Origin of the sequence: Hungatella hathewayi WAL-18680 (assembly GCF_000235505.1) — a bacterium.
In the GTDB taxonomy this organism is placed as follows: Bacteria; Bacillota; Clostridia; order Lachnospirales; family Lachnospiraceae; genus Hungatella_A; species Hungatella_A hathewayi_A.
On the sequence record NZ_JH379027.1, the window covers coordinates 754743 to 778479 of the forward strand.

Sequence of the window (23737 nt, forward strand, 5' to 3'; positions counted from 1 at the left end):
ACGTGGAAAAACTTATTTCAATTATCATCCCGGCCTATAATGTAGAAACATGGATAGAAAAGTGCATAGATACTGTCAGAAGCCAGACATACAGAAATCTGGAAATTATCATTATTGATGACGGCTCTAAGGATGGTACGGGTTCTCTGTGTGAGGGGCTGGCAGACCAGGACGAGAGAATCACATTGCTCCATCAGGAAAACAAAGGGGTGTCAGAGGCCAGGAACCAGGGGATTAAGCACTCAAACGGCGAGTATGTCTGTTTTGTCGATGCTGATGACTATATCAGTGCTGATTATGTTAAGATGCTGTATAACACAATCTTGGAAACTGACGCGCAGATGTCAGTGTGCGGTTACGTGGAAGAGAATGAAAAGAGGATGGAAAGACGAGTATTAAAAGGGAACAGCGGGGTTCAAAAGTCAGAAGCGATTTTGGAATCTCTTTTTTTTCATGATGAGATTGGACATTCTCTTTGGAACAAAATGCTTGATAATCGATTGATAAAAGAAGAATCTTTACTTTTTGCGCCGGATTTTCTGGTGGGAGAGGACATGCTTTTTTTAATACAGTATTTGAAACGAATTGAACGAGTCGCTATAATTGATGGAATTGGATATCATTATTTGCTTCGGGAACAATCTGCAATGCAGAAAAAATATTGGGATAACAGTTATTACAAGAACCGCGTATCATGGCTAAACGCATTGAATGCAGTTGAGAGTGTATTAAAGGATGGAAGTGTATGCTGCATAAAAACGTTTTATAGATATAAACTTTTGGTATATTACAGAATTTTATGCGAATCTCATTCTTTGGGGGGAGAGAATGAAGACCAGAATAGAAATGATCTGGAGAAAAAGCTGAGTATTTATGTGAGAAAATATGGGGTACGAGCTGCGCTGTCAGGAAGTATTCCGTTTACAACCGCTGTAGGGATTTTGCTATGCTGTATTTCCCCTGAATTACAGGTATTGATTGCTAGGATGAGGAGACATTAGTGGAAGTACAAACTTGCTGTTTCATAATTGGTTTGTGGCTAAGCGAAAGGAATGTGAGTTAACATGGAGACAGGCAGAAGGGAAAAATCTGCAAAAAATCTATTGTATGCATGGCTGAATCAAGGAGTCATGCTGCTGATGAATATTGTAGTCCGGATGGTATTTGTCCGGGTGCTTTCGAAAGAATACCTTGGATTGAGCGGGCTGTTTGGCAATATTATATCGTTGCTGTCTCTGGCGGAACTGGGTGTTGGAACCGCGATCATATATAGCTTATATGAACCTCTGGCTCATGATGATCAGATAAAAATAAACAGTTTGATGAAATTCTATCAAAAGGTGTATCGGATTGTTGGACTGGTCATACTGACTGCTGGAATGATAATAACACCGTACCTCTCGCTTTTTATTAAAGAGATGCCGGCAATACCGGAGATACGTCAGATTTATGTTTTGTTTGTCATAAACTCTTCCGTATCATACTTTTTTTCCTATAAAGGTTCGTTGATAACGGCAGATCAAAAAGACTATATCGTAAAAAAAATAAAATTAGCTATCACGCTCCTGATGTATATACTCCAGGTGCTCACCCTGATGGTGTCTAAGAATTATCTGCTGTTTTTGGGGATTCAGATTGCAGCTACTTTAGCGCAGAATATTTTTTATACATGCGCGGCCAACAGGTTATATCCATTTTTAAATGTAAAAACCGCTCGGAAATTAGATCCGGACAGCTATCATTTAATATTTAAAAATACGAAGGCACTTGTTTTTCACAAGGTTGGGGAAGTTGTAAAATTTTCAACAGACAATCTGATCATATCTAAATTTGTTGGATTGATAGATGTAGGCGTGTATTCCAATTATACACTGATCCAGCAGGCGCTGACGAATATTCTGTCACAAATTTTTGCCTCCATTACGGCGAGCGTTGGTAATTTGGGGGTGACAGAAAAGCGCGAAAAAAAATATGAAGTATTTCGGAAAGTGTTTTTTCTGGATGGGTGGATTTACGGGTTTTGCAGTATTGCCTTTCTGTGCCTTGCACAAGATTTTATAAGAATATTCTTTGGAGACAGTTTTGTTTTAAATAACAGCATTCTTTTTCTGATTGTTTTTAATTTTTATTTAGTTGGAATGCGAAAAGCAACACTGACATTTAGGGATGCCTTTGGCTTGTTTTGGCAAAACAGATATATGCCCATTGCGGAAGCAGTAATCAATCTATTCATATCATTGACACTGGTTAAACACTATGGAATTGCGGGAGTGTTATGGGGAACAGCATTAAGTACTCTGTTGTTGCCATGGTGGATGGAACCTTATATTTTGTTCAAACATGGGTTGAAAAAAGATATGAAGTCTTATTGGGTGATGTATTGGAAATACGTGGCAGTGACGGCGGGAGCAGTGTTCCTGACATGGCAGGTCTGTGAAAGGATTTCTGCTGAAAATGGCCTCCTTTTACTGGGGATTAAGTTGGGGCTTTGTGTGGCAATTCCTAATTTGATTTTTTATTTTATTTTTAGAAAGACGAATGAATTTTTTTATTATCAAAATTTTTTTAAAAGTGCAGAGGTGAAAAGAATGGTTGGAGATAAGATTCGTAAAGGAATTGACTGGATGGTGGCAATCATTATCATAATTTCGCTGGGCTATTCTTATATTTCCAGGGAAAGATATGATAAGATCATTGTTTATGCTCCTATGATTGGATTTCTCGTATTGGTAGTTCTGTTTTTCGATCATGTGAAATGGATGGAAAAATTAAAGCAAAGAGATGTGGACCTGTTCTTGGTAATTTTGGGCGTAGGAATTGCAGTGGTAAATTTGGTATTGGTGAAGTCGGGGTGGGGGGCGATTTTTACTGTGACCAATTTTCTGCTCATTCTGTATCTGGCGGGTGAAGTGAAACTGGATAAAAAAATATATTATGCCATAGGAATAGCTTGTCTAGTAATACTGAGTACCTGGATCGGCAAGGGGGATAAAACTTATAATACAAATTTGGCGAGTATGATCATATTCGCGGTTGCATCCTGCGGGGTTACGAGCATGTTGTACTTTTTTGAATGTAGACAAAAGGCGGTGTGGGGAAAGGGCATATCCCTGCTGGTGATGCTGGTTTTAGTGCTGCCTATGGTAATGCGATTAAGGGCAAGGTGCGTTCTGGTTGGAATCGGGGTATTTGTCATTCTGAATTATGTGATACCGGCAGCGGTATGGGGATGGAAAAAACTTTATAATACCTGTGTCGTGCTGTTGATAGCCGGCAGCATAGGATTCCCGCTGTGGTATGTCTGGCTATGGAAAAAGGGCGTGAATGTGTCTGTGGTGACATTGGGGAAAAGCTTTTTTTCGGGAAGAAATATTGTGTGGGAACAGTTTTTGACAGCTTTTTCTAAAAAACCATTGACGGGTATTGGATCGGACTTCCTGACATTTATTCCAGATGCTTTATTTACAGAGGTTCATAATGGGCTTTTGAATATTATGGTTGTTCATGGCGTGTTTGTGGTTGCAATTGTGGCTTTTTTATTAGGTAAGCGCTTGATTCAACTTGGAGAAAAGGCCTCCAAGAATAGTCTATCACGTCAATGTGCTAGTGTCATAATATCATTAGCGGTAATATCCGTTTTTGAGAATTATTTTATCATAACTTTTTATAATATCCTCATGTTTTTGGTTTTTTGTATGGGTTTTGGATATCAAAAAGATGTAAGTGGCGATAAGACCCAATATAATTAAAATGGAATTAATAAAATTGTAAAATTTGACATATAAGATTCGACAAAGATGTGGTATACTATTATAGAAACATAAATGGGTTGAAATGAAATCAGAATGTGTTATAATTATTCGAGGTAAAACCGGACTGAAAGACGGGAGTTTGAAGGCTACGACTTTTGGAATGGGGTTATAATGGTCGCTGATTGAGCGTAATGAGTCTGGAACATTTTATTTAAATGCTTGCAGATATGGCGAAGCTTACCCTAAAGGAGAATGATATGTGGTATGTATTGCAGACGTTGACTGGTAAAGAAGAAGAGTTGATACGAATGATTAAAAAAATTGTACCACGTGATCTTTATTCAGACTGCTTTGTAACATATTATGAAAGGATATGGAGAAAACAGGGAAAAAGCGTGGTACATGTTGAACGGCTATTTCCTGGATATGTATTTATTATATCAGATACTCCGGAAAGCCTATTTTTTCATTTGAAGAATGTTCCGGCAATGTCAAAGATGATATCTGACGGAAATTTTACTTTCCTGACGCTGGAAAAGCATGAGGAATTATTTTTGCAGGATATGCTTGGAGAGAATAGGATTGTTCATTTGTCCTATGTGAAAGTCAACAGAAAAGGCATTGTAAATGCTGCATCTCTGCCACTGAGCAAGTATATGACGCAGATTCAGCGCTTTCAATTGAAAAAACGATATGTTATTCTTAAACTGCAATTGGGTGGTGTGGATAAGACTGTCGTTCTGGGAATTATTCTAAACGAAGATATTCAACAGGAAATAGAATATGGAAAGGTAGAAATTCCAATTAAAATGCCGGATAGATACACAGCTTCCCAGCTGGATGAAAAGGAAACTCTGGCAGTAGGCGACCATGTAAAAGTTATTTCAGGATCACTGGAGAATATGACAGGTGTTATCTGGAAAGTAAAGAAAAATACAGTTGAAGTTGGTGTCAGACTATTCGGTCAGGATATGGCAATAGAGATGCCACGAGAAAATATTTGCAAAAGCTTCTTATAATGAAGATTATACGAAGCATTTTTTGCTGTTAAAAAGGACAATCATGATGAATGTTTCAATTGAGAAATACTTACCCAAAGATAAAAGAATAAGAATGGTTATCTTAATGGCCGTGGATATGATTGCTGTCTATTTTGCATCATTTCTAGGGCTATTTATTCGATTTGATATGAATGTTAATAAGATTCCTGCTGAATATAGCCAGGCAGCATCTAATTATGTGCCATTATATATCTTGATCACGATTATTATCTTTTTCCTGTTTCATATGTACTCAACTATGTGGAGTGTGGCGGGTATTCGTGAAGTGGTACACATCATTGCAGCTTGTGGACTTGCCTCTCTTATTCAGCTGGCCGGCATGATTTTGTTGGAACATAAAGTGCCAAGAAGTTATTATATCATCTGCTTTGTATCATTATGTGCATTTGAAATTGTAATACGTCTTTCTTATCGTATCAGTAAAACGTTATTTGCTAACAATAACTTTGAAAAGACGGGAAAACGTATCATGATTGTGGGTGCGGGTACCTCCGGAGCTGTTATTTTAAAAGAAATGACAACCAGCCAGTATGTAGATGGATATGCAGTCTGCTTTGTGGATGATGATAGAAATAAAGCTGGAAAAATATTAAATGGAATTCCGATTGCCGGTAATAGAGGCGATATACCGGTACTGGTAGAAAAATATAAAGTAGATGAGATATACATAGCCATGCCTTCTGCTACTGCAAAGCAGCGAAAGGAGATTATTGAAATCTGCCGGGAGACGGGGTGCGGGATAAAAATTCTTCCGGGGATTTACCAGCTTTTGAATGGAGAAGTGAGTATCTCAAAACTCCGTAAAGTGGAGATTGAGGATTTGCTTGGACGTGACCCTATCAGGGTCAATCTGGATGAAATTATGGGATATGTCAGCAACAAAGTTATTTTGGTGACAGGAGGTGGCGGTTCCATAGGCAGTGAGCTTTGCCGCCAGATAGCAGCTCATAAACCAAAACAATTGATAATTTTTGATATTTATGAAAATAATGCTTATGACATTCAGCAGGAGTTAAAAGATACATATCCTGAACTGGATTTAGTGGTGCTTATTGGCTCTGTCCGCAATACACACAGAATTGAGATGGTATTTGAAAAATACAGACCTAATATCGTGTATCATGCAGCTGCACACAAGCATGTACCTCTGATGGAGGACAGCCCAAATGAAGCAATTAAAAACAATGTATTTGGTACATATAAGACTGCTGCTGCTGCTGATAGGTATGGCACAGAACGATTTGTGTTAATTTCAACGGATAAGGCAGTGAATCCAACAAACATTATGGGTGCCTCTAAGCGGATGTGCGAAATGGTCATCCAGATGTATAACAAGCATTCAAAGACTGATTATGTAGCAGTTCGATTTGGAAATGTACTGGGAAGCAACGGGTCTGTAATTCCACTGTTTAAGAAACAAATAGAACAGGGCGGACCAGTAACGGTTACACATAAGGATATTATTCGCTATTTCATGACAATTCCAGAGGCGGTGTCGTTAGTACTTCAGGCTGGAGCATATGCAAAGGGTGGGGAAATATTTATTTTGGATATGGGAGAACCAGTTAAAATACTGGATTTAGCAGAAAATTTAATACGCCTATCAGGCTATGTGCCTTATGAGGATATACAGATTGAGTTTACCGGATTGCGACCAGGAGAAAAGTTGTATGAGGAACTTTTGATGGGAGAGGAAGGGCTCCAGGATACACCAAACAAATTGATACATATAGGAAGACCCATAGAATTCAATCAGGAAAATTTTAAAGCGCAGCTAAATCGGCTGAGAGAAATGGCTGAACAGGATTCAGAAAACATTAAAGATATGGTTAGAGAAATGGTCCCCACCTATATCATAAAAACAAATTAGGATATCAGTCAGTTTGAAATTGGTAAGGGAAGAGAGTGCTTGTAATGAAAACACTTGAAAAAGATGCAATGATAAATAAAAAAAAGAATGTGACGCATAATGCCAGTCAATGGGCGGAAGATTTGAACGTTTTTTACGAACTTACAAAATCTCAAAAAAATTATCTTCCAATTAAGAGATTGATTGATGTGATTCTTTCACTTGGCTCAATCATAGTTTTTGCTCCAATCATAGCTGGTATTGCTATTGCTATTAAACTTGATTCTCCTGGTCCTATATTATTTAAGCAGAAACGTATTGGAAAAAATAAAAAAATTTTTGAGATTTATAAATTTAGAACAATGTATACTAACACCCCCCAAGATACACCAACTCATATGCTTACTAATCCAGAGGTATTTATTACAAGAGCCGGGAAATTCCTTCGAAAAACATCGTTGGATGAAGTACCTCAAATTTTTAACATTCTTAAAGGTGATATGAGCATTATAGGTCCACGCCCCGCTTTATGGAATCAAGATGATCTTATCATGGAAAGAGATAAGTATGGTGCAAATAACATAAGTCCAGGTTTGACCGGCTGGGCACAGATTAATGGCCGTGATGAATTGGAAATTCCAGTAAAAGCTTGTCTAGATGGAGAATATGTAAAAAAAATGGGGTTTGTCATGGACACCAAGTGCTTTTTTGGCACAATTGGTTCCGTTTTAAACTCGGAGGGTATTGTTGAGGGGGGGACAAGTAAATTTGTCAAAGAAAGCAAAGGTACAAATGCAAGTGTTTTGACTGAAGATATCAAAGGGAAAAAAATCCTATTTTTCGCACCAGCGTTCTTTGGTTATGAAAATCTCATACAAAAAAAAATAATAGAGATGGGGGCTGAATGCGATATGTATGATGTACGTTCTGTTACAAGTGCAAGAGATCGTGCATTATTAAAAATAGCGCCCAAACTCTTTGCTTCTCAAAGTAAAAAATACTATGAAAAAATTTTTCTGGAAAATCAAAATAAAGACTATGATTATATTTTGATTGTGAAATGTGATATGACATCGTCACATATTCTAAAAAAAATGAGAAAAAACTATCCAAATGCAAAATTGTGTCTCTATTTGTGGGATTCTGTTAAGAATATTCCCGGAGTAACTGAAAAATTTAAATACTTTGATGCTTTACATTCTTTTGATCCAGATGATTGTAGAAAATACCCAGTATTAAAATTCAGACCCCTTTTTTATGCAGATGAATTTCGGACGCCTTTGTACAAAGAAAAGAATTATAGATATGATATTAGTTTTTTGGGAACTATTCATTCTGATCGATATAAAGTAATTAAACAAGTTCAGAAAATCGTGCAATCTTATCATTTATCGAGTTACTGGTTTTGCTATTTGCAAAGTAGTTTTATTTATAAATTTTATAAATTGGTAAAAAAAGAGTTGGCAGATACTGTGGAGAGTGATTTCTCTTATGAGAAAATGTCCAGTAAAGAAATAGCAGATATTGTTGAGCAGACAAAAATTATATTAGATATTCAGCATCCAAAGCAAACCGGTTTGACAATGAGAACTATTGAAATGCTTGGGATGAATAAAAAACTGATTACAACTAATGCTCATATTAAAAATTATGAATTTTATAATTCTAATAATATTAGTGTTATAGACAGAAACCATGTAGAAATAGATATAAAATTTTTTGATTCAGATTATGAGCCTCTTTTACCTGGGATATATGAAAAATATTCATTGGAAACCTGGATTAAAGAGGTATTAAGTTGAGGGCTATAAATGAATAATCACTATTCTTTTTCAGAGCTTTTGTCTACTGGATATGCGTTTTTCATGACAAAAATCTTTTATCCAAAAGCAAGGTTAATAAGAAGACCCGTGTATATACGTGGTGCAAAAAGTATGACCTTTGAAGAAGGGTTAACACTTGGACATTCGTGTAGATTTGATTTATTGGGGACTAAGAAAACTCTACAAATTGGTAGAAATTGTGAATTAGGGGATAATGTGCATATTGTTGCACATGAAAACGTTATAATTGGCAGTAATGTATTGATAGCCTCAAAAGTATTCATCAGTGACACTGACCATGGGAGATATAAGGGCAGTGAACAATCCGCCCCGAATATACCCCCGAATAAAAGAAGTTTATACACAAAACCAGTTTCCATTGGAAATAATGTGTGGATTGGAGAAAATTCTGTTATTCTTTCAGGAAGTGTTATTGGCAATGGATGTATTATTGGCGCAAATACCGTGGTAAAGGGTGAGTTTCCAAATAATGTAATGATTGTTGGAAGCCCAGCTAAAAGTATAAAGGTATGGAACGAAAAAAGCTGCAGTTGGCAGCAAGTTAATTAATTCCAATTTACAGACACAATCTTGTTTCTGAAAGAGGTAAGTATATGAAAGTTCTCGTGATGTCTGATGCACATATCATTAAGGATGATTTGACAAACACATATTGGTGCCGGACGGCTATTCATGCATATGATTTTTGGAAAAGATATCTATTAGCATTTGAAGAGGTAAGCGTTGCCGCAAGGGTTCAACATATGTCTTTAGAAGATACCACATTATATTCCAGGGCAGATGGAGACGGTGTCCACTTTATTGAGTTACCTTTTATTCGGGGTGTGAAGGCCTATTTAAAAAACTATTTGCGGTTAAAAAGTCTAATGAAAAAAATTATAACGGATGAAGAATGTGCAATATTTAGACTACCATCGTTACCTACATTTTTGCTTTTGGATGAGTATAAAAAAAAGAAGCGTCCGTATGCAATAGAAGTAATTGCCGACCCCGAGGACGCATATAAAACAAACATTTTTGCCAAAGTGTTGTTAAAAAAATAAGTTGAGGCATGAATGCCTTAAAGCAAATGGAGTTTCTTATGTAACGAAAGAATTTTTAGAAAAAAAGTATCCATCTTACTCTATAATTCATGGTAGGAGTAATACATATTTTGATTCATATTACTCATCAATAGATTTACATACCTCTTTTTTTGCAATTCCTAAAAAACTTTATAGGAATAGAGAACCGGACAATAAGAATTGTTCATTTATGCAGTGCTATTAATTCTGATATAAAAGGTCACACTACACTTCTCCATATGATGAAAGAGTTAACAGACAGAGGGATTGCTGCTACGCTTAAATGTATTGGAGATGGTGATCGTAGGTTATATTACGAAAGTATGGCACAAGAAATGGGCATATCTGAATATGTTCAATTTCTAGGACTTTTTTCCAAGAAGGAAGACTTACGAGAAATATTATTAAATAGCGATATTATGGTATTTCCTTCACAGGCTGAAGGACTTCCGCGTGTTTTGATTGAGGCTATGGCAGTTGGACTCCCCTGTCTTTCGACTCCTGTAAATGGAATTCCGGAATTACTTGAATCAGAATTTTTATTTGACCCATTTGATGTTAACGGATTTGTAGAAAAATTAATTTCATTAAAAAAAAATCCAGATAAACTAAATAGAATGAGCGAAATAAATATCAACGTGGCTAAGAAATATGAAGTTACAGTACTCCAAAAACGGCGGCGAGCGTTTTATTTAAAACTTAGGTGTTGTGTGGAAAAGACAATAATACTTAATAACTAAGGGGATATATAAATGAATGTAATTGTATTTGATCTTTTATGCTCACAGCCAGTTGGAAAAGTAAAATTTCACGGTGGTGGAGAGTATACAAAAACCGTATTTAAATTTTTTGCAGACTCTTATAGTGGGGCTTCAAAAATAGTAGCTTGTTTTAATAAAAAAAAATTTATTGATGATTGGCTCATCGAAATGATGAAAGCCAAAGATATTATATTAGAACAGGTTGAATCATCTCAAGATATCGTGGACGTGCTTTCTAAATACAAAAATAAGAATATGGAAGTGCGTTTTTTCGCTGGTTTAGCATATGGATATAATGGCCTGAAATTTCCGGATAATATAATAAAAATTGGTACTTGCCATGGATTAAGAGCGATTGAAAAGCAGACTGATGACTATCTTTTTTTATACTACAAATCATTTGACCTATTTAAAGAAATTATTAAAAAATTCCTTAAAAAACCGTTATATAAAAAATATTATAGAACATATCAATCCGTAATACGAGATTTTGATATGATATTAACCGATTCCCAGCATTCTCTTTATTCAATAAAATTGAACTATTCTAATTTTATTGCTGAAAAGGAATTTTATGTATTATACCCACTGACACAATTGGATAGTGAGAATGCATTAGTTTCTAATAAGGTTAATGAAGAAAAATTTATTATGATGATAAGTGCAGATAGGTGGATTAAGAACAGCTATCGTGGAATCATGGCGATTGATGACTTATATGAAAAAGGTCTCTTGAATGGTGTAAAAACAAAAGTATATGGAAATGCACCAGATAAAATAAAAAAAGAATAAAAAATATTAAAAATTTCGTATTTTATAATTATGTAACAAACGAAGAATTAGAACTTGCATATAAAAATTGTGATATTATGTTTTATCCGACTTTAAATGAAGGGTTTGGAAATGTTCCTATGGAAGCAATGAAATATGGAAAGACTTGTGTTATTTCAGCCATCTGTTCTTTGCCAGAGGTATATGGGGAATCCGTTTATTATTGTAATCCTTACGATATTATGGAAATACAGAATAGAATACTGCAGGCAATCGAAAATAAAATTTCATTAGATTGTATTAAACAACGTTTAGATTATTTAAACAACCGCCAAAAAATTGACATGGTTCGATTATGTAATATGATCTCAGGAGAAGAAATATAGGATGGCATATGAATACAAGTAAAAATATAATTATTAATTCCTTTATATGGAGATTCATGGAAAGAGCTTTTGCACAAGGAATGGGCTTTTTAGTACAAATAATTTTAGCCAGAATTCTTATGCCGCAGGATTTTGCCAGTTTAGCTATTATTGTGGCAGTTACAAACTATGCCCTTATTCTCGTACAGTCTGGATTATCCACTGCGATCATCCAAAAAGAAGATGTTGATGACTTAGATATTTCTACACTAATGGTATCTAGTTTGGCAGTTGCTTTAATTTTATATGTTTTTATTTTTTTTGCAGCTCCATATATAGCTGATTATTATGGATTGACGGTATTAAAATATGCTCTCAGAGTTTTAGGAGTAATTTTATTTTTAAATGCTATTAATGCTATTCAATTAGCAATTTTACAGCGAACAATGCAGTTTAAGAAACTTTTTTTTCGCAGTATGATAGCAGTTCCGATAGCTGGAGTCGTTGGCATTACTATGGCTTATATGGGGTATGGCGTATGGGCCCTCGTTGCACATAATGTTGTCAATATATTTGTTCTTGTTATATGTTTGATATCGGAATTTCACTTTGATTTTCATTTTTCATGGAAACGCGCAAAAAAACTTTATACATTTAGTGGAAAAATTATGCTTGCAAGTTTAGTATCCGGACTTTATGACACGATAAGAACAATGACAATTGGACGCAAGTATACATCAGATGAACTGGCCTTTTATGATAAAGCTTATACATATTCCTTATATGCAGTTACAACTGTAGGATATTCCATAAGCAGTGTTATTCTTCCAGTTTTATCAAGACAACAGACAAATGTTTTATCTTTAAAAAATACTTCCAGAAAAGCGATTCAGCTATCTACTTTTTTTATGTTTCCATTGTTATTGGGAATTGTAGCTATTGCGAAACCGCTAGTTTCTGTGGTATTAACAGATAAATGGATTGACTGTGTTCCTTTTTTAATGCTGTTTTGCATTTTAAGACTTCCTGAGTGCATGATTACCATAGATAAACAAGCCTATTATGCTTTAGGGAAAAGTGGAATTTGTTTGAGATATGAGATTGGTCTTTGTATCTTTAATCTTTTGGCACTTATTTTCACCCTTAGATATGGAATATTTTATATTGCAGTTGGGGCGGTAATCGTTCAATTAGTGGCCGGAGTTACTATATTCTGTATTAGTTCTGCAACATATGGATACAAATTAAAAGAACGAATTACAGATATTGCAAAACCTCTCTTTAATTCTAGTATTATGGCAATTATAGTTTGGTTTATTCAAAAAAATTGTTTCGAAAGTTTATGGATGCTCATAGTTCAAGTGCTGGTTGGTATTGTGATATATATATTACTTGCCTTTTTTACTAAAGATACAAACCTAATAATTGTAAGCAAATTGCTGTTTGGATTCATTCACCAACAGAAAGATAATTAATTATTCATTGAGGAGAAATACGTATGGAATTATTTGAATTTGGCGAATATTGGGATACTTATACGTATTTACTGATATTATTTACGGGTTTTGTTATCTGTATCCTCAGTAAACGAGGTGCAATTACAATGACAGGAATTAAGGTGAATGCATTTAGAGGTAGTACCGAAATTAACATATGGTATATTTTATTATTTGCCTTATTTGTGATTCTATATACTTTTAAAGACGTTTCATTTGGCGCTGACAGCGATTTTTATGTGAAAAATTTTCAGGCTTCAACTGAGTTTCACAATTATTATAATGCCGGATTAGAACCACTTTTCAAATTATTTACATATTTGGTACGTAGAATAAGTAATAACTACACAGTTTATTTTTTTTTCGCAGCGCTAATTGTTGCCAGTGGGTATGTACATTTTATTAAAACCTTTTGGCATCAGGATTGCGAATTTTTGTTCATAATATTAATTGCGGTTCAATTTTTTTATGACATGAATATAATGAGAGCCGGAATCGGAGGAGCTTTCATTCTACATTCATTTTGTTGTTTGAAAAACAATAAAATAGGAAAAGCAATTTTTCTAACCATTATAGCAATATGTTTTCAGCTTACCTTAATCGTCAATCTTCCCTTTTTAGCCTGCTATTTTCTACTTAAAAACAGAAAAAAATTATCTCGGACAAAAGTGTTAACGTTGTTTCTGCTAGTGTCGGCTGCAACTTTAAGTGCAAGCTACTTTAGCCAACTGATAATAAGTTCTACTAGATATGCAGCTTATTCCACAATGATGAAACCGACTTTGCTTGGAAACTGGAATCTGATACTTTCTGCTCTTCTGGCATTAGTTATACTATCCAAAACCACCGTTAGTGATATTAGATTGAATATATCGATTATTGGCTCTTTATTTAGTGCAATTCTTATCATACCGGTTTTAGTGTTAGGAGCATATCGCCTCCCATTTTATTTTTATATGCTTCGCATTTTTCTATGGGGTTATGTCTTCGAAAATCAAAAGATAGTTAAAATGAACCCAGCCTTTAGAAAATGTCTGGCGTTACTGCTTGTTGTATTTTATTCTTTATTTGTTATAAGTAGAAGAAGTTCTGATTATGGGTTTGCATACTCATTTGTAGAATTGTTCTCTAGATGATTTGAATTATATTTTTGTAAATAACTTTATGTAGTAAAACTTTTTAAAAGTAAAGGAGTTTCAACATATATGAAAAAAGCGCTTATTACCGGCATTACCGGGCAGGATGGTTCCTATCTTGCAGAATTCTTGTTAGAAAAAGGTTATGAAGTTCATGGAATTACCCGACGTTCCTCTCTACCTAATACATCACGTATTGACCATATTATTAATAGAATAACTCTACATGATGGCGATTTGTCTGATTCAAGCAGTTTAATCCGTATTATAAATATTGTACAGCCAGATGAGATTTATAATCTTGCCGCACAATCTCATGTACAAGTTAGTTTTGATGTCCCAGAGTATTCAGGAGACGTTGACGCGCTTGGTGTATTAAGGATTTTAGAATCTTGCCGTATTCTGGGACTAACAAAGAAAAGTAAAATATATCAAGCTTCTACCTCTGAACTCTATGGAAAAGTCGAGGAAGTTCCACAGCGTGAAACCACCCCCTTTCACCCATATAGTCCTTACGCTGTAGCAAAACAGTATGGTTTTTGGATTATAAAGGAGTATCGTGAGGCATATGGTATGTTTGCTGTTAATGGCATCCTTTTTAATCATGAATCTGAAAGGCGGGGGGAGAACTTTGTTACGAGGAAGATCACGCTGTCTGCCGGACGAATCGCCGAGGGACTTCAGGAGCATCTTGAACTCGGTAATTTGAATAGTCTAAGAGACTGGGGCTATGCAAAGGACTATGTGGAGTGTATGTGGATGATGCTTCAGCATAATACTCCAGAGGATTTTGTAATTGCAACAGGTGAGCAACATACTGTTAGAGATTTTACTGAAAAAGCATTTGCAGCAAATGGTATTACAGTAAAATGGGAAGGCGCTGGCCTTGATGAGAAAGGCTATGATGTAAATACTGGCAAAATGGTAGTTTGTGTAAATCCTCAATGGTTCCGACCAACTGATGTTGATAATCTTTGGGGTGATCCTACTAAGGCGAAAACTGTCCTTGGGTGGAATCCACAGAAAACATCTTATTCTGAACTAATAGAAATTATGGCTAAGCACGATAGAAAGCTGGCTAAACAAGAAAAAATAAAGCATCTAATGAGCGTGGAGGAAACCCAATGGATAGAATATCAATAGCGGTGCCAGTTTTTAATGGAAATGAGAAAAAATATCTGAACGAGTGCATTGATACTGGCTGGGTATCCGCAAATGGCAGATTTATTGAAGAGTTTCAAAAAGAGTTTGCTGCTTTTTGTGGAACGAAGTATGCATTAGCATGCAGTAATGGAACCGTAACATTACATTTAGCTTTGCTTGCTCTTGGAATAAAGCCTGGTGATGAAGTAATTATGCCTACACTGACTTATATTGCAACGGCGAATGCCGTAAAATACTGCGGTGCCATACCTGTTTTTGTAGATAGTGAAATCAATACTTGGAATATTAACCCCAAAGAGATAAGAAAAGCAGTTACATCCCGAACAAAAGCAATCATTCCAGTCCATCTTTACGGTTTACCCTCGAATATGAGGGAAATCATGAAAATTTCAGAGGAATATAAAATACCTGTTATCGAGGATGCCGCTGAAGCTCATGGAGCAATGTGGGAAAATAAAAGAGTCGGTTCCATTGGAACAATAGGCTCTTTTAGTTTTTTTGGTAATAAAATAATTACCTCCGGTGAAGGTGGAATGCTTGTAACAAATGATGAAAATCTTTTTAATCGGATGAAACATCTGCGCTCTCAGGGAATTGATCCCAATAAGCGATATTGGCATACGGAAGTTGCTTATAACTATAGAATGACTAATATGCAAGCAGCTATCGGCTTAGGACAGCTTGAAAAAATTCAATGGCATTTGGAGGAGCGTCAAAGGATAAGAAGATTGTATGATAAATACCTTTGCGATATACAGGAGTATATTACTATACAAGATATTCCTGCTCAAGCTACTCATACCTATTGGATGTATTCAATAATATTGAACGATAATGTTAAAAAAAGTAGAGATAAAATTATGGCAAATATGGAAAAAAGAAATATCGAGATGAGACCGGTATTTTATCCAATGCATATTATGCCGCCTTATTTTGATGCTAATGCTTCGTTTCCAATTGCAGAATACATCGGGGAGAGAGGGATTAATCTGCCAACGCATTCTCTGCTAACAGAAGACCATATAAAATATATAGTAAATTCTTTAAAAGACTCAATAAGAGATTAATCTATGCATCTGAATTAGAAAATAAAGTACTGTTTGAGGTGATGCTTATGAATATAATACTGCTATCGGGTGGTTCTGGTAAACGCCTCTGGCCTCTCTCTAATGAGGTAAGATCAAAGCAGTTCATTAAAATATTTAAGACAATTGACGGTGAATGTGAATCGATGGTCCAAAGAATATATCGCCAAATAAAAGCGGTGGATAATGATGCAAAAATTACTATTGCTACCTCCAAATCGCAAGTATCTTCTATCCATAATCAATTAGGAGAAAAAGTTGATATATCAATTGAGCCCTATCGTCGTGACACATTTCCTGCCATTGCGTTAGCTACAACCTATCTCCATGATGTAAAAGGTGTATCTGAAGAGGACTCTGTGGTTGTATGTCCGGTTGATCCATATGTTGCTAACGATTATTTTATAATGTTGGAAAAACTTTCTGAACAAGCTAAACGAAATGAGGCCAATTTAATACTAATGGGGATAGAGCCAACATTTCCCAGCGAAAAATATGGGTATATTATTCCCAAAACCAGGAAAGAAATTAGCTACGTTGCAGAATTCAAAGAAAAGCCAGATGAAGAAACAGCCGTACAGTATTTGTCTCAAGGAGCCCTTTGGAATGGTGGAGTATTTGCATACAAATTAAAATATGTCTTGAATATAGCAAAAGAATATTTTGGAACATCTGATTATCATCAGCTTTTTAATAACTATAAAAATCTAGAAAAGATAAGTTTTGATTATGCTGTTGTTGAAAAAGAAACTAGTATTCAAGTCATGCGGTATCGTGGAGAATGGAAGGACGTAGGTTCATGGAATACATTGACAGAGACAATGAGCGAGAATTTTATAGGAGATGTTACCGTGGACGAAACTTGCAATAATCTCCATGTTATAAATGAACTTGGAATACCTGTTCTTGCTATGGGAATACATGATGCTGTTATTTCTGTATGTTCAGATGGTGTATTGGTTTCAGATAAAGAACGATCTGGATATATCAAAAAATATGCAGAAAAATATGAGGGCGATATAAAGTATGCAGATAAATCGTGGGGGTGTTTCCGGGTAATTGATGCCGGGAATGATAGTATGACTATAAAGGTTACTATTAAACCAGGAGACGGAATGAGGTATCATTCCCATGAGCACCGTGACGAGGTATGGGTTGTTGTGAGTGGCCAGGGACGGATACTTGTAGATGAAATAGAGCAGAATGTATCTGTTGGTGATGTAATTACAATGCATGCAGGATGTCGCCATACGGTCTATGCAATAACAGAACTGGTTCTTATCGAAGTACAACTTGGTAAGGATATATCCGTGCACGATAAGAAAATTTTTCCAATCTAGTATAAAGAAAATAAGGAGATAGTTTATGAAAATTTTAGTAACAGGTGCAAATGGATACTTAGGATTGGGAATTGTAAAAAAATTATTGGATGATGGATGCGATGTAGTTGCCACAGGATTAGCCACTGACAAATGTGACAATCGTGCAGAATTGAAAATTTGTAATTTATTTGAAGTAGAAAATCCATATAACTTTTTTGGTCAACCAGATGTTATATTGCATTTAGCTTGGAATGATGGATTTATACATAATGCAGACAGTCATATTAATAATCTACCACTACATCATGCTTTTCTAAAAAAAATATTTGAAAGTGATGTAAAGTCAATCGCAATTATGGGCTCCATGCATGAAGTCGGATTTTATGAAGGAAGCATTGATGAGAATTCAGCTTGTAATCCAATGAGTTTATATGGAATAGCCAAAAATGCGCTGAGGCATGATGCGGAATATCTGGCTAAGCTAAGCGGAAAAAAACTACAATGGCTTAGGGGATATTATATTGTCGGAAATACATCCTATGGTTGTTCGATCTTTTCTAAAATAGTACAAGCAGTTGAAAAGGGGAAGAAGGAGTTTCCCTTTACTATGGGATTAAATCAATTTGATTTTCTTGATTATGAAGAGTTTTGTGCTCAAACAGCCGCGGTAGTGCAGCAGAATAAGGTTAATGGAATTATTAATATTTGTAATGGACGTCCTGAGAAATTGGCAGATAGAGTTGAACGTTTTATTGCGGATAACAATTTTAATATAAAACTTCAGTATGGAGCATTCCCAGACAGACCATATGATTCGAAAGCCGTTTGGGGCAATAATAAAAAAATTAATGAGATTATGAGAATGTACTAACAAGGAGGAAAAAAGGATGCTTTATAATAAATTACTGGATAGAAGCGAGAAGTTATCACTTATTGGTTTAGGATATGTGGGTATGCCTATTGCAGTAGCTTTTTCGCAAAAAGTGAATGTTATAGGTTTTGATATCAATCAGCAAAAAATATCTCTTTATAAAAAAGGAATGGATCCAACTAATGAAGTTGGAAACGAAGCTATATCAGACTGTACCGTAGATTTTACTTCTGATGAATCCAGATTAAAAGAAGCCAAATTTCATATTGTGGCGGTCCCTACTCCTGTTAATAAAGACCATACTCCTGATCTTTCTCCTGTAAAGGGGGCTAGCCATATATTAGGCCGCAACTTAATGCCAGGATCTATTGTTGTTTATGAATCCACAGTATATCCAGGCGTTACGGAAGAAATATGCGTTCCTATCTTGGAAGAAGAATCTGGATTAAAATGTGGTATCGACTTTAAGATTGGATATTCACCAGAGCGTATCAATCCAGGTGATAAGGTTCATCGCCTGGAAACTATTACAAAAATAGTATCCGGTATGGATGAGGAAAGTTTAGATATCATTGCTAAGGTTTATGAACTTGTTGTAAAAGCTGGAGTACATAGAGCTGAATCTATTAAAATTGCTGAAGCGGCAAAAGTGATTGAAAATAGTCAAAGAGATATCAATATTGCTTTTATGAATGAACTATCAATTATTTTCAATAAATTGGATATTGACACAAAATCTGTGCTGGCAGCTGCCGGAACCAAATGGAATTTTCTAAAATTTGCCCCCGGCTTGGTTGGGGGACATTGTATCGGTGTGGATCCCTATTACCTGACTTATAGAGCCGAACAGATGGGGTATCATAGCCAGGTTATTCTGGCCGGACGCCGGATAAATGATGATATGGGAAAGTATGTAGTCGAATGTCTTATAAAAAAAATGGTTATGGCGGGTATTTCTATTCGAGATGCCAGAGTTGCAATACTAGGTTTTACTTTTAAAGAAAATTGTCCAGATACTAGAAATACACGTGTTATTGATATTGTCAATGAATTGGGAGAGTACGGCATTAAACCCATTGTATCTGACCCAATAGCTAACGAAGTTGAGGCATTAACTGAATATAATCTAAAATTTACTGCAATGCAGGAAATAAAAAATATGGATGCGGTTATATTGGCTGTTGGACATGATGATTTTACTAAGCTTACTATTAATGACATAAGTAAATTATACAAACAAAATACTGAATCTACAAAAGTTTTCTTAGATATCAAAGGACTTTTTTCAAAAACCGATTTTGTGGATGCAGGATACATATATTGGCGTTTATAAGAACGGAGGAAAATTATATAATGGGTTATAAAGATTTGAAATTCCCACAGGATTCAGTTTTTTTAGTGACTGGAGGTGCAGGATTTATTGGATCTAATTTATGTGAAGCAATATTAGACATGGGATATCGTGTTCGTTGCTTAGATAATTTATCAACAGGTAAACAAGCTAATGTAGATTTATTTTTAGAACATCCAAACTATACTTTTACAAAAGGTGACATTACTGATTATGATACATGCTTGACAGCCTGTGCTGGTGCAAATTATGTATTACATCAGGCTGCTTGGGGAAGTGTTCCTCGAAGTATAGAGATGCCGTTATACTATGAAAAAGTAAATATTGGTGGCACGCTAAATATGATGGAAGCAGCCCGGCACTGTAAGGTTAGCAAATTTGTTTATGCATCAAGTTCCTCTGTATATGGTGACCACCCTACACTCCCCAAAAAAGAGGGACAAGAAGGAAATGTATTATCACCATATGCCTTAACAAAACGTGTAGACGAGGAATATGGGAGATTGTATAAAAAGCTATATAACCTTGACACATATGGTTTAAGATATTTTAATGTGTTTGGACGAAGACAGGATCCTAATGGAGCTTATGCGGCTGTAATCCCCAAATTTATTAAACTGCTTCTTGATAATAAACAACCTACTATAAATGGTGATGGAAAACAAAGTCGTGATTTTACTTATATTGATAATGTTATAGAAGCAAACCTAAAAGCCTGTTTAGCACCAGCAGATTGTGCCGGTGAGGCTTATAATATAGCCTATGGAGGAAGAGAATATTTAATAGATATTTATTACATATTGTCAAAGGCTTTGAATAAAAATATTGAACCGCTGTACGGACCTGACAGAGCAGGCGATATAAAACATAGTAATGCAGATATTTCAAAAGCCCAAAAACTGTTGAACTATACACCTGAATGGGATTTTGAAAAAGGAATTAATGCCGCAATTGAATGGTATACAACTTTCTTATAAAAATCAGAGAGTGGGGAGGATTGATAAAGCCCGTAAATTTCCTTAGAATAGTACTATATATATCAATGACATGGTGATTTTCCATATATTTGAGTGAGGTAGACAAATTCCTGGACCAATTGGTTATACAGTAAGCGCTTAAATCTTGGGTAGCTTTACTGTCTACGTTTTTGAACTCATAATGATAGTAAATAGATTTTTACTACACTCCGCCTGATAGGAGAAAGAAATTCGATACATTTGGAGGTTTTATTATGAGTTACAAACGTGATCCAGGGCGCTCTCCGGAAGAATGGATGGATTTGGTAACTGAATGCAGGCAAAGTGGCCTGACAGATGCTGCATGGTGTAATGAACACGGGATATCTCCCAGCTGTTTTTACAATGCAGTTACCCGTCTCTCCGTAAAAAAGCCTGTCAGATACCGGATCCAGTTGGAAAAGCCAGCACTCTTGATCTTATATCCCATAAACAGGATGTGGTTCAGATTGCTATAGAACCGGAGTCTTCTCCGGCAGAACGGATTTCAGATAATGGAAGCAGTTCTTTGCACCTTGAGAATTCACATACGATTGAAATCGAAGCAGACAGATTTCTGATACGAATGAGTAACGAAATCAAACCGGTGCTTCTGAAGATACTCATGGATACGCTGAAGGAGTCATTATGCTAGCGGATATCTCAAGTGTTGATGCAATCTATATCGTCTGCGGAAGAACAGATATGCACATGTCCATTAATGGATTATGTGCGATTATCTAGGAACAGTTTTCGATGGAGATTGACCATGCCCTCTTTCTTTTCTGCGGTCGCAAATGTGACCGGATCAAAGCCATTTTTAAAGAACCGGACGGGATGGTTATGATCTACAAAAGACTGACTGCCCAGGAAGCTTACAGATGGCCAAGGAATAAATCCGAAACCCGTAATCTTACATGGCGGGATTCGACTGGCTGATGTCAGGCATCGATATTGAGCAACCAAAGGCGATTAAGACTACATGAAAAAGATACACATAAAACTTGTTTTTCAGCACTTTCAATCCCTATAAATCTGCTGTTTTTTTGGGAAGATCCCCTGTTTTCTGGTATAATAGAAATATCAGAAACAGGAGGAAAAAGCAGTGGCAGACAGTTCCAAAGATATCCAGCTCCGTGAGCTGAAGGACATGATCAATGATCTCCAAAAAATGATAAAACACTTCAGGCAACTGTCGATGCTGCCAATAAACGAGAAGAGGCTCTCACCCAGGAACGGGATAACCTGAAAGAGGAAATAGACCTTCTCCGTAAAAAACTGTTTGACACTTCCAGCGAAAAAAGAACACTCGGCATTCCAGGCCAGCTGAACTTTTTCAATGAGGCTGAATTGGAACAGGATCCAAAAGCTGCAAAAGCGGAAGATCTTGAAGCACTTCTTCCGGAAAAAACAGGAAAAAAACGAAAAGCAAGAGTTACAGATGCTGGGCGTTTTAAAGGTGTTCCAGTTGAAAAAAAGTATCTAGACCTGTCTGAGGAAGACAAACTCTGTCCCGTGTGTGGTACTCCACTGAAAGAGATCGGGGAGGAGTTTGTCCGCCGGGAACTAGTTTTTGTCCCGGCAAAACTGAAAGTATATGAATACTACGGTAAAAACTATGAGTGTCCGCAGTGCAGCCTTAGTGATCTTTCAGTTATCAAAAAAGGCAAAGATGGCAGGGCCCATATGCTCTATGGAATGGCTTCTGCCGGTACGGTTGCCTGGGTAATGTACCAGAAGTTTTGTAATGGCCTTCCGTACTACCGCCAGGAAAAAGACTGGAAACAGTATAGTGTGGCAATCACCAGAGCTACTATGGCAATTCTGAGGCATTTTTTCTTCCCATGTATGAATACTTCCACAGAAAGCTTCTGGAACGGGGATTCGCAATGGCAGATGAAACGCCTCTGCAGGTTCTGCATGAACCGGAACGCCGTGCACAGACAAAATTATATATGTGGCTGTTCCGCAGCAGCGAAGACGGAGGACCGCCTATTATCCTCTATAAATACTCGTAGACCCGGGCAGGGGACAATGCCGTAGATTTCCTCCACGGCTTCAAGGGCTATCTGATGTGTAATGGCTACAGCGGATACAATAAAGTTCCGGATGCAAAGCGCACAGCCTGCTGGGCACACATCAGAAGATATCTGACTGATGCCATCCCAAAAGGAAAGGCTCTGGATTATACCCAGCCATCCGTACAGGGAATGCTGTATATTAACCAGCTTTTCCATATGGAAGATGTGATCAAGTCAAAGTATTCATCCTTCGATGCTATCAAAAAGGCTCGTCTTGAAAAAGAAAAGCCGGTAGTAGAAGGCTTTTTGTCGTGGCTTGATCAGCAGGACCCTACCCGTGGGAGCAGAATGGACAAAGCTGTCACCTGCATTCAGAACCGCTGTTCTTATCTTGCCACCTATCTAGAAGATGGACGTTGCAGTTTTTCTAATAATCTCAGTGATAATGCGATCCATCCGTTTACAGTTGGCCGTAAAAATTGGCTGTTCTGCGACACACCAAACCGAGCCCAGGCCAGCGCCATTATGTATACAATGGTAGAAATGGCAAAAGCCAATGGAGTAAACGTCTATTACTATCTTACCTATCTGCTTGAAAAACTACCTGATGATAGGATGAGTGATGATGAATTAGAACTTCTGGCACCGTGGAACGAGACCATCAAAGTGGAGATTGAACGTCGTGCAAACGAATCAAATCAATCATATGTGATTTGTCAAGGTGCTCCGGCTACTGATATGTGGCCGGGGATTTTTTCTATCATACCTAAAATTTAAGCGCTTACCCCCAAATAACCAGTTATATTTCTATTTCGATAGCATCTTATCA

Annotated in this window: 20 protein-coding genes and 1 pseudogene; all 21 read left to right on the forward strand. The window is 36.4% G+C overall.

Annotated features, from left to right (window positions below; genetic code table 11):
• Positions 1 to 2: 2 nt before the first annotated feature.
• The 21 genes and pseudogenes from HMPREF9473_RS25930 (at position 3) to tnpC (ending at position 23685) form a co-directional block, all read left to right on the forward strand.
• Complete coding sequence (locus HMPREF9473_RS25930; protein ID WP_006778674.1) at positions 3 to 1001, forward strand: glycosyltransferase family 2 protein; 999 nt, start codon at positions 3 to 5, stop codon at positions 999 to 1001.
• 63 nt (positions 1002 to 1064) lie between these two features.
• Positions 1065 to 3749: a hypothetical protein gene (locus HMPREF9473_RS25935; RefSeq protein ID WP_006778675.1), complete on the forward strand. Its 2685-nt coding sequence runs from the start codon at positions 1065 to 1067 to the stop codon at positions 3747 to 3749.
• Between the two features lie 260 nt (positions 3750 to 4009).
• Positions 4010 to 4771: a transcription termination/antitermination NusG family protein gene (locus tag HMPREF9473_RS03465; protein WP_006778676.1), complete on the forward strand. Its 762-nt coding sequence runs from the start codon at positions 4010 to 4012 to the stop codon at positions 4769 to 4771.
• Between the two features lie 46 nt (positions 4772 to 4817).
• Positions 4818 to 6683: a polysaccharide biosynthesis protein gene (locus HMPREF9473_RS03470; RefSeq protein WP_006778677.1), complete on the forward strand. Its 1866-nt coding sequence runs from the start codon at positions 4818 to 4820 to the stop codon at positions 6681 to 6683.
• A gap of 44 nt (positions 6684 to 6727) precedes the next feature.
• Complete coding sequence (locus HMPREF9473_RS28675; protein ID WP_006778678.1) at positions 6728 to 8464, forward strand: sugar transferase; 1737 nt, start codon at positions 6728 to 6730, stop codon at positions 8462 to 8464.
• Between the two features lie 9 nt (positions 8465 to 8473).
• On the forward strand, positions 8474 to 9055 hold the full coding sequence (locus tag HMPREF9473_RS03485; protein ID WP_006778679.1) for a DapH/DapD/GlmU-related protein: 582 nt from the start codon (positions 8474 to 8476) through the stop codon (positions 9053 to 9055).
• 44 nt (positions 9056 to 9099) lie between these two features.
• Positions 9100 to 9549: a hypothetical protein gene (locus HMPREF9473_RS03490; protein ID WP_006778680.1), complete on the forward strand. Its 450-nt coding sequence runs from the start codon at positions 9100 to 9102 to the stop codon at positions 9547 to 9549.
• Between the two features lie 152 nt (positions 9550 to 9701).
• Positions 9702 to 10310 carry a glycosyltransferase gene (locus HMPREF9473_RS03495; protein ID WP_157140196.1) on the forward strand — a complete coding sequence of 203 codons (609 nt, stop codon included), beginning with the start codon at positions 9702 to 9704 and terminating at the stop codon, positions 10308 to 10310.
• A gap of 12 nt (positions 10311 to 10322) precedes the next feature.
• Positions 10323 to 11123, forward strand: coding sequence for a hypothetical protein (locus tag HMPREF9473_RS03500; RefSeq protein ID WP_006778681.1), 801 nt, complete (start codon positions 10323 to 10325; stop codon positions 11121 to 11123).
• A gap of 5 nt (positions 11124 to 11128) precedes the next feature.
• Positions 11129 to 11488: a glycosyltransferase gene (locus HMPREF9473_RS25940; protein WP_242830823.1), complete on the forward strand. Its 360-nt coding sequence runs from the start codon at positions 11129 to 11131 to the stop codon at positions 11486 to 11488.
• An 8-nt stretch (positions 11489 to 11496) separates the two neighbouring features.
• A complete protein-coding gene (locus HMPREF9473_RS03505; protein WP_006778682.1) occupies positions 11497 to 12942 on the forward strand; it encodes a lipopolysaccharide biosynthesis protein in 1446 nt (481 codons plus the stop codon).
• Between the two features lie 23 nt (positions 12943 to 12965).
• Positions 12966 to 14099: an EpsG family protein gene (locus tag HMPREF9473_RS03510; protein WP_006778683.1), complete on the forward strand. Its 1134-nt coding sequence runs from the start codon at positions 12966 to 12968 to the stop codon at positions 14097 to 14099.
• A gap of 69 nt (positions 14100 to 14168) precedes the next feature.
• Positions 14169 to 15242: a GDP-mannose 4,6-dehydratase gene (gmd, locus tag HMPREF9473_RS03515; protein ID WP_006778684.1), complete on the forward strand. Its 1074-nt coding sequence runs from the start codon at positions 14169 to 14171 to the stop codon at positions 15240 to 15242.
• Positions 15224 to 16330, forward strand: coding sequence for a DegT/DnrJ/EryC1/StrS family aminotransferase (locus HMPREF9473_RS03520; RefSeq protein ID WP_006778685.1), 1107 nt, complete (start codon positions 15224 to 15226; stop codon positions 16328 to 16330). Before gmd ends, HMPREF9473_RS03520 begins: the two co-directional genes overlap by 19 nt.
• A gap of 47 nt (positions 16331 to 16377) precedes the next feature.
• Positions 16378 to 17688 (forward strand): sugar phosphate nucleotidyltransferase, encoded by a 1311-nt coding sequence (locus HMPREF9473_RS03525; RefSeq protein ID WP_006778686.1) that lies wholly within the window; start codon positions 16378 to 16380, stop codon positions 17686 to 17688.
• Positions 17689 to 17713: 25 nt separating this feature from the next.
• The gene (locus HMPREF9473_RS03530) at positions 17714 to 18541 is read left to right on the forward strand and encodes an NAD-dependent epimerase/dehydratase family protein (RefSeq protein ID WP_006778687.1); all 828 of its coding nucleotides are present in this window, start codon (positions 17714 to 17716) and stop codon (positions 18539 to 18541) included.
• A gap of 16 nt (positions 18542 to 18557) precedes the next feature.
• Positions 18558 to 19874, forward strand: a complete 1317-nt coding sequence (locus HMPREF9473_RS03535) for a nucleotide sugar dehydrogenase (RefSeq protein ID WP_006778688.1) — start codon at positions 18558 to 18560, stop codon at positions 19872 to 19874.
• Between the two features lie 20 nt (positions 19875 to 19894).
• The gene (locus HMPREF9473_RS03540) at positions 19895 to 20869 is read left to right on the forward strand and encodes an SDR family oxidoreductase (protein WP_006778689.1); all 975 of its coding nucleotides are present in this window, start codon (positions 19895 to 19897) and stop codon (positions 20867 to 20869) included.
• Between the two features lie 296 nt (positions 20870 to 21165).
• Complete coding sequence (gene tnpA / locus HMPREF9473_RS28680; RefSeq protein WP_434059287.1) at positions 21166 to 21366, forward strand: IS66 family insertion sequence element accessory protein TnpA; 201 nt, start codon at positions 21166 to 21168, stop codon at positions 21364 to 21366.
• A gap of 277 nt (positions 21367 to 21643) precedes the next feature.
• On the forward strand, positions 21644 to 21826 hold the full coding sequence (tnpB, locus tag HMPREF9473_RS28685) for an IS66 family insertion sequence element accessory protein TnpB (RefSeq protein WP_080568773.1): 183 nt from the start codon (positions 21644 to 21646) through the stop codon (positions 21824 to 21826).
• Between the two features lie 166 nt (positions 21827 to 21992).
• Positions 21993 to 23685, forward strand: a pseudogene (gene tnpC, locus HMPREF9473_RS03555) (IS66 family transposase).
• Positions 23686 to 23737: the final 52 nt, after the last annotated feature.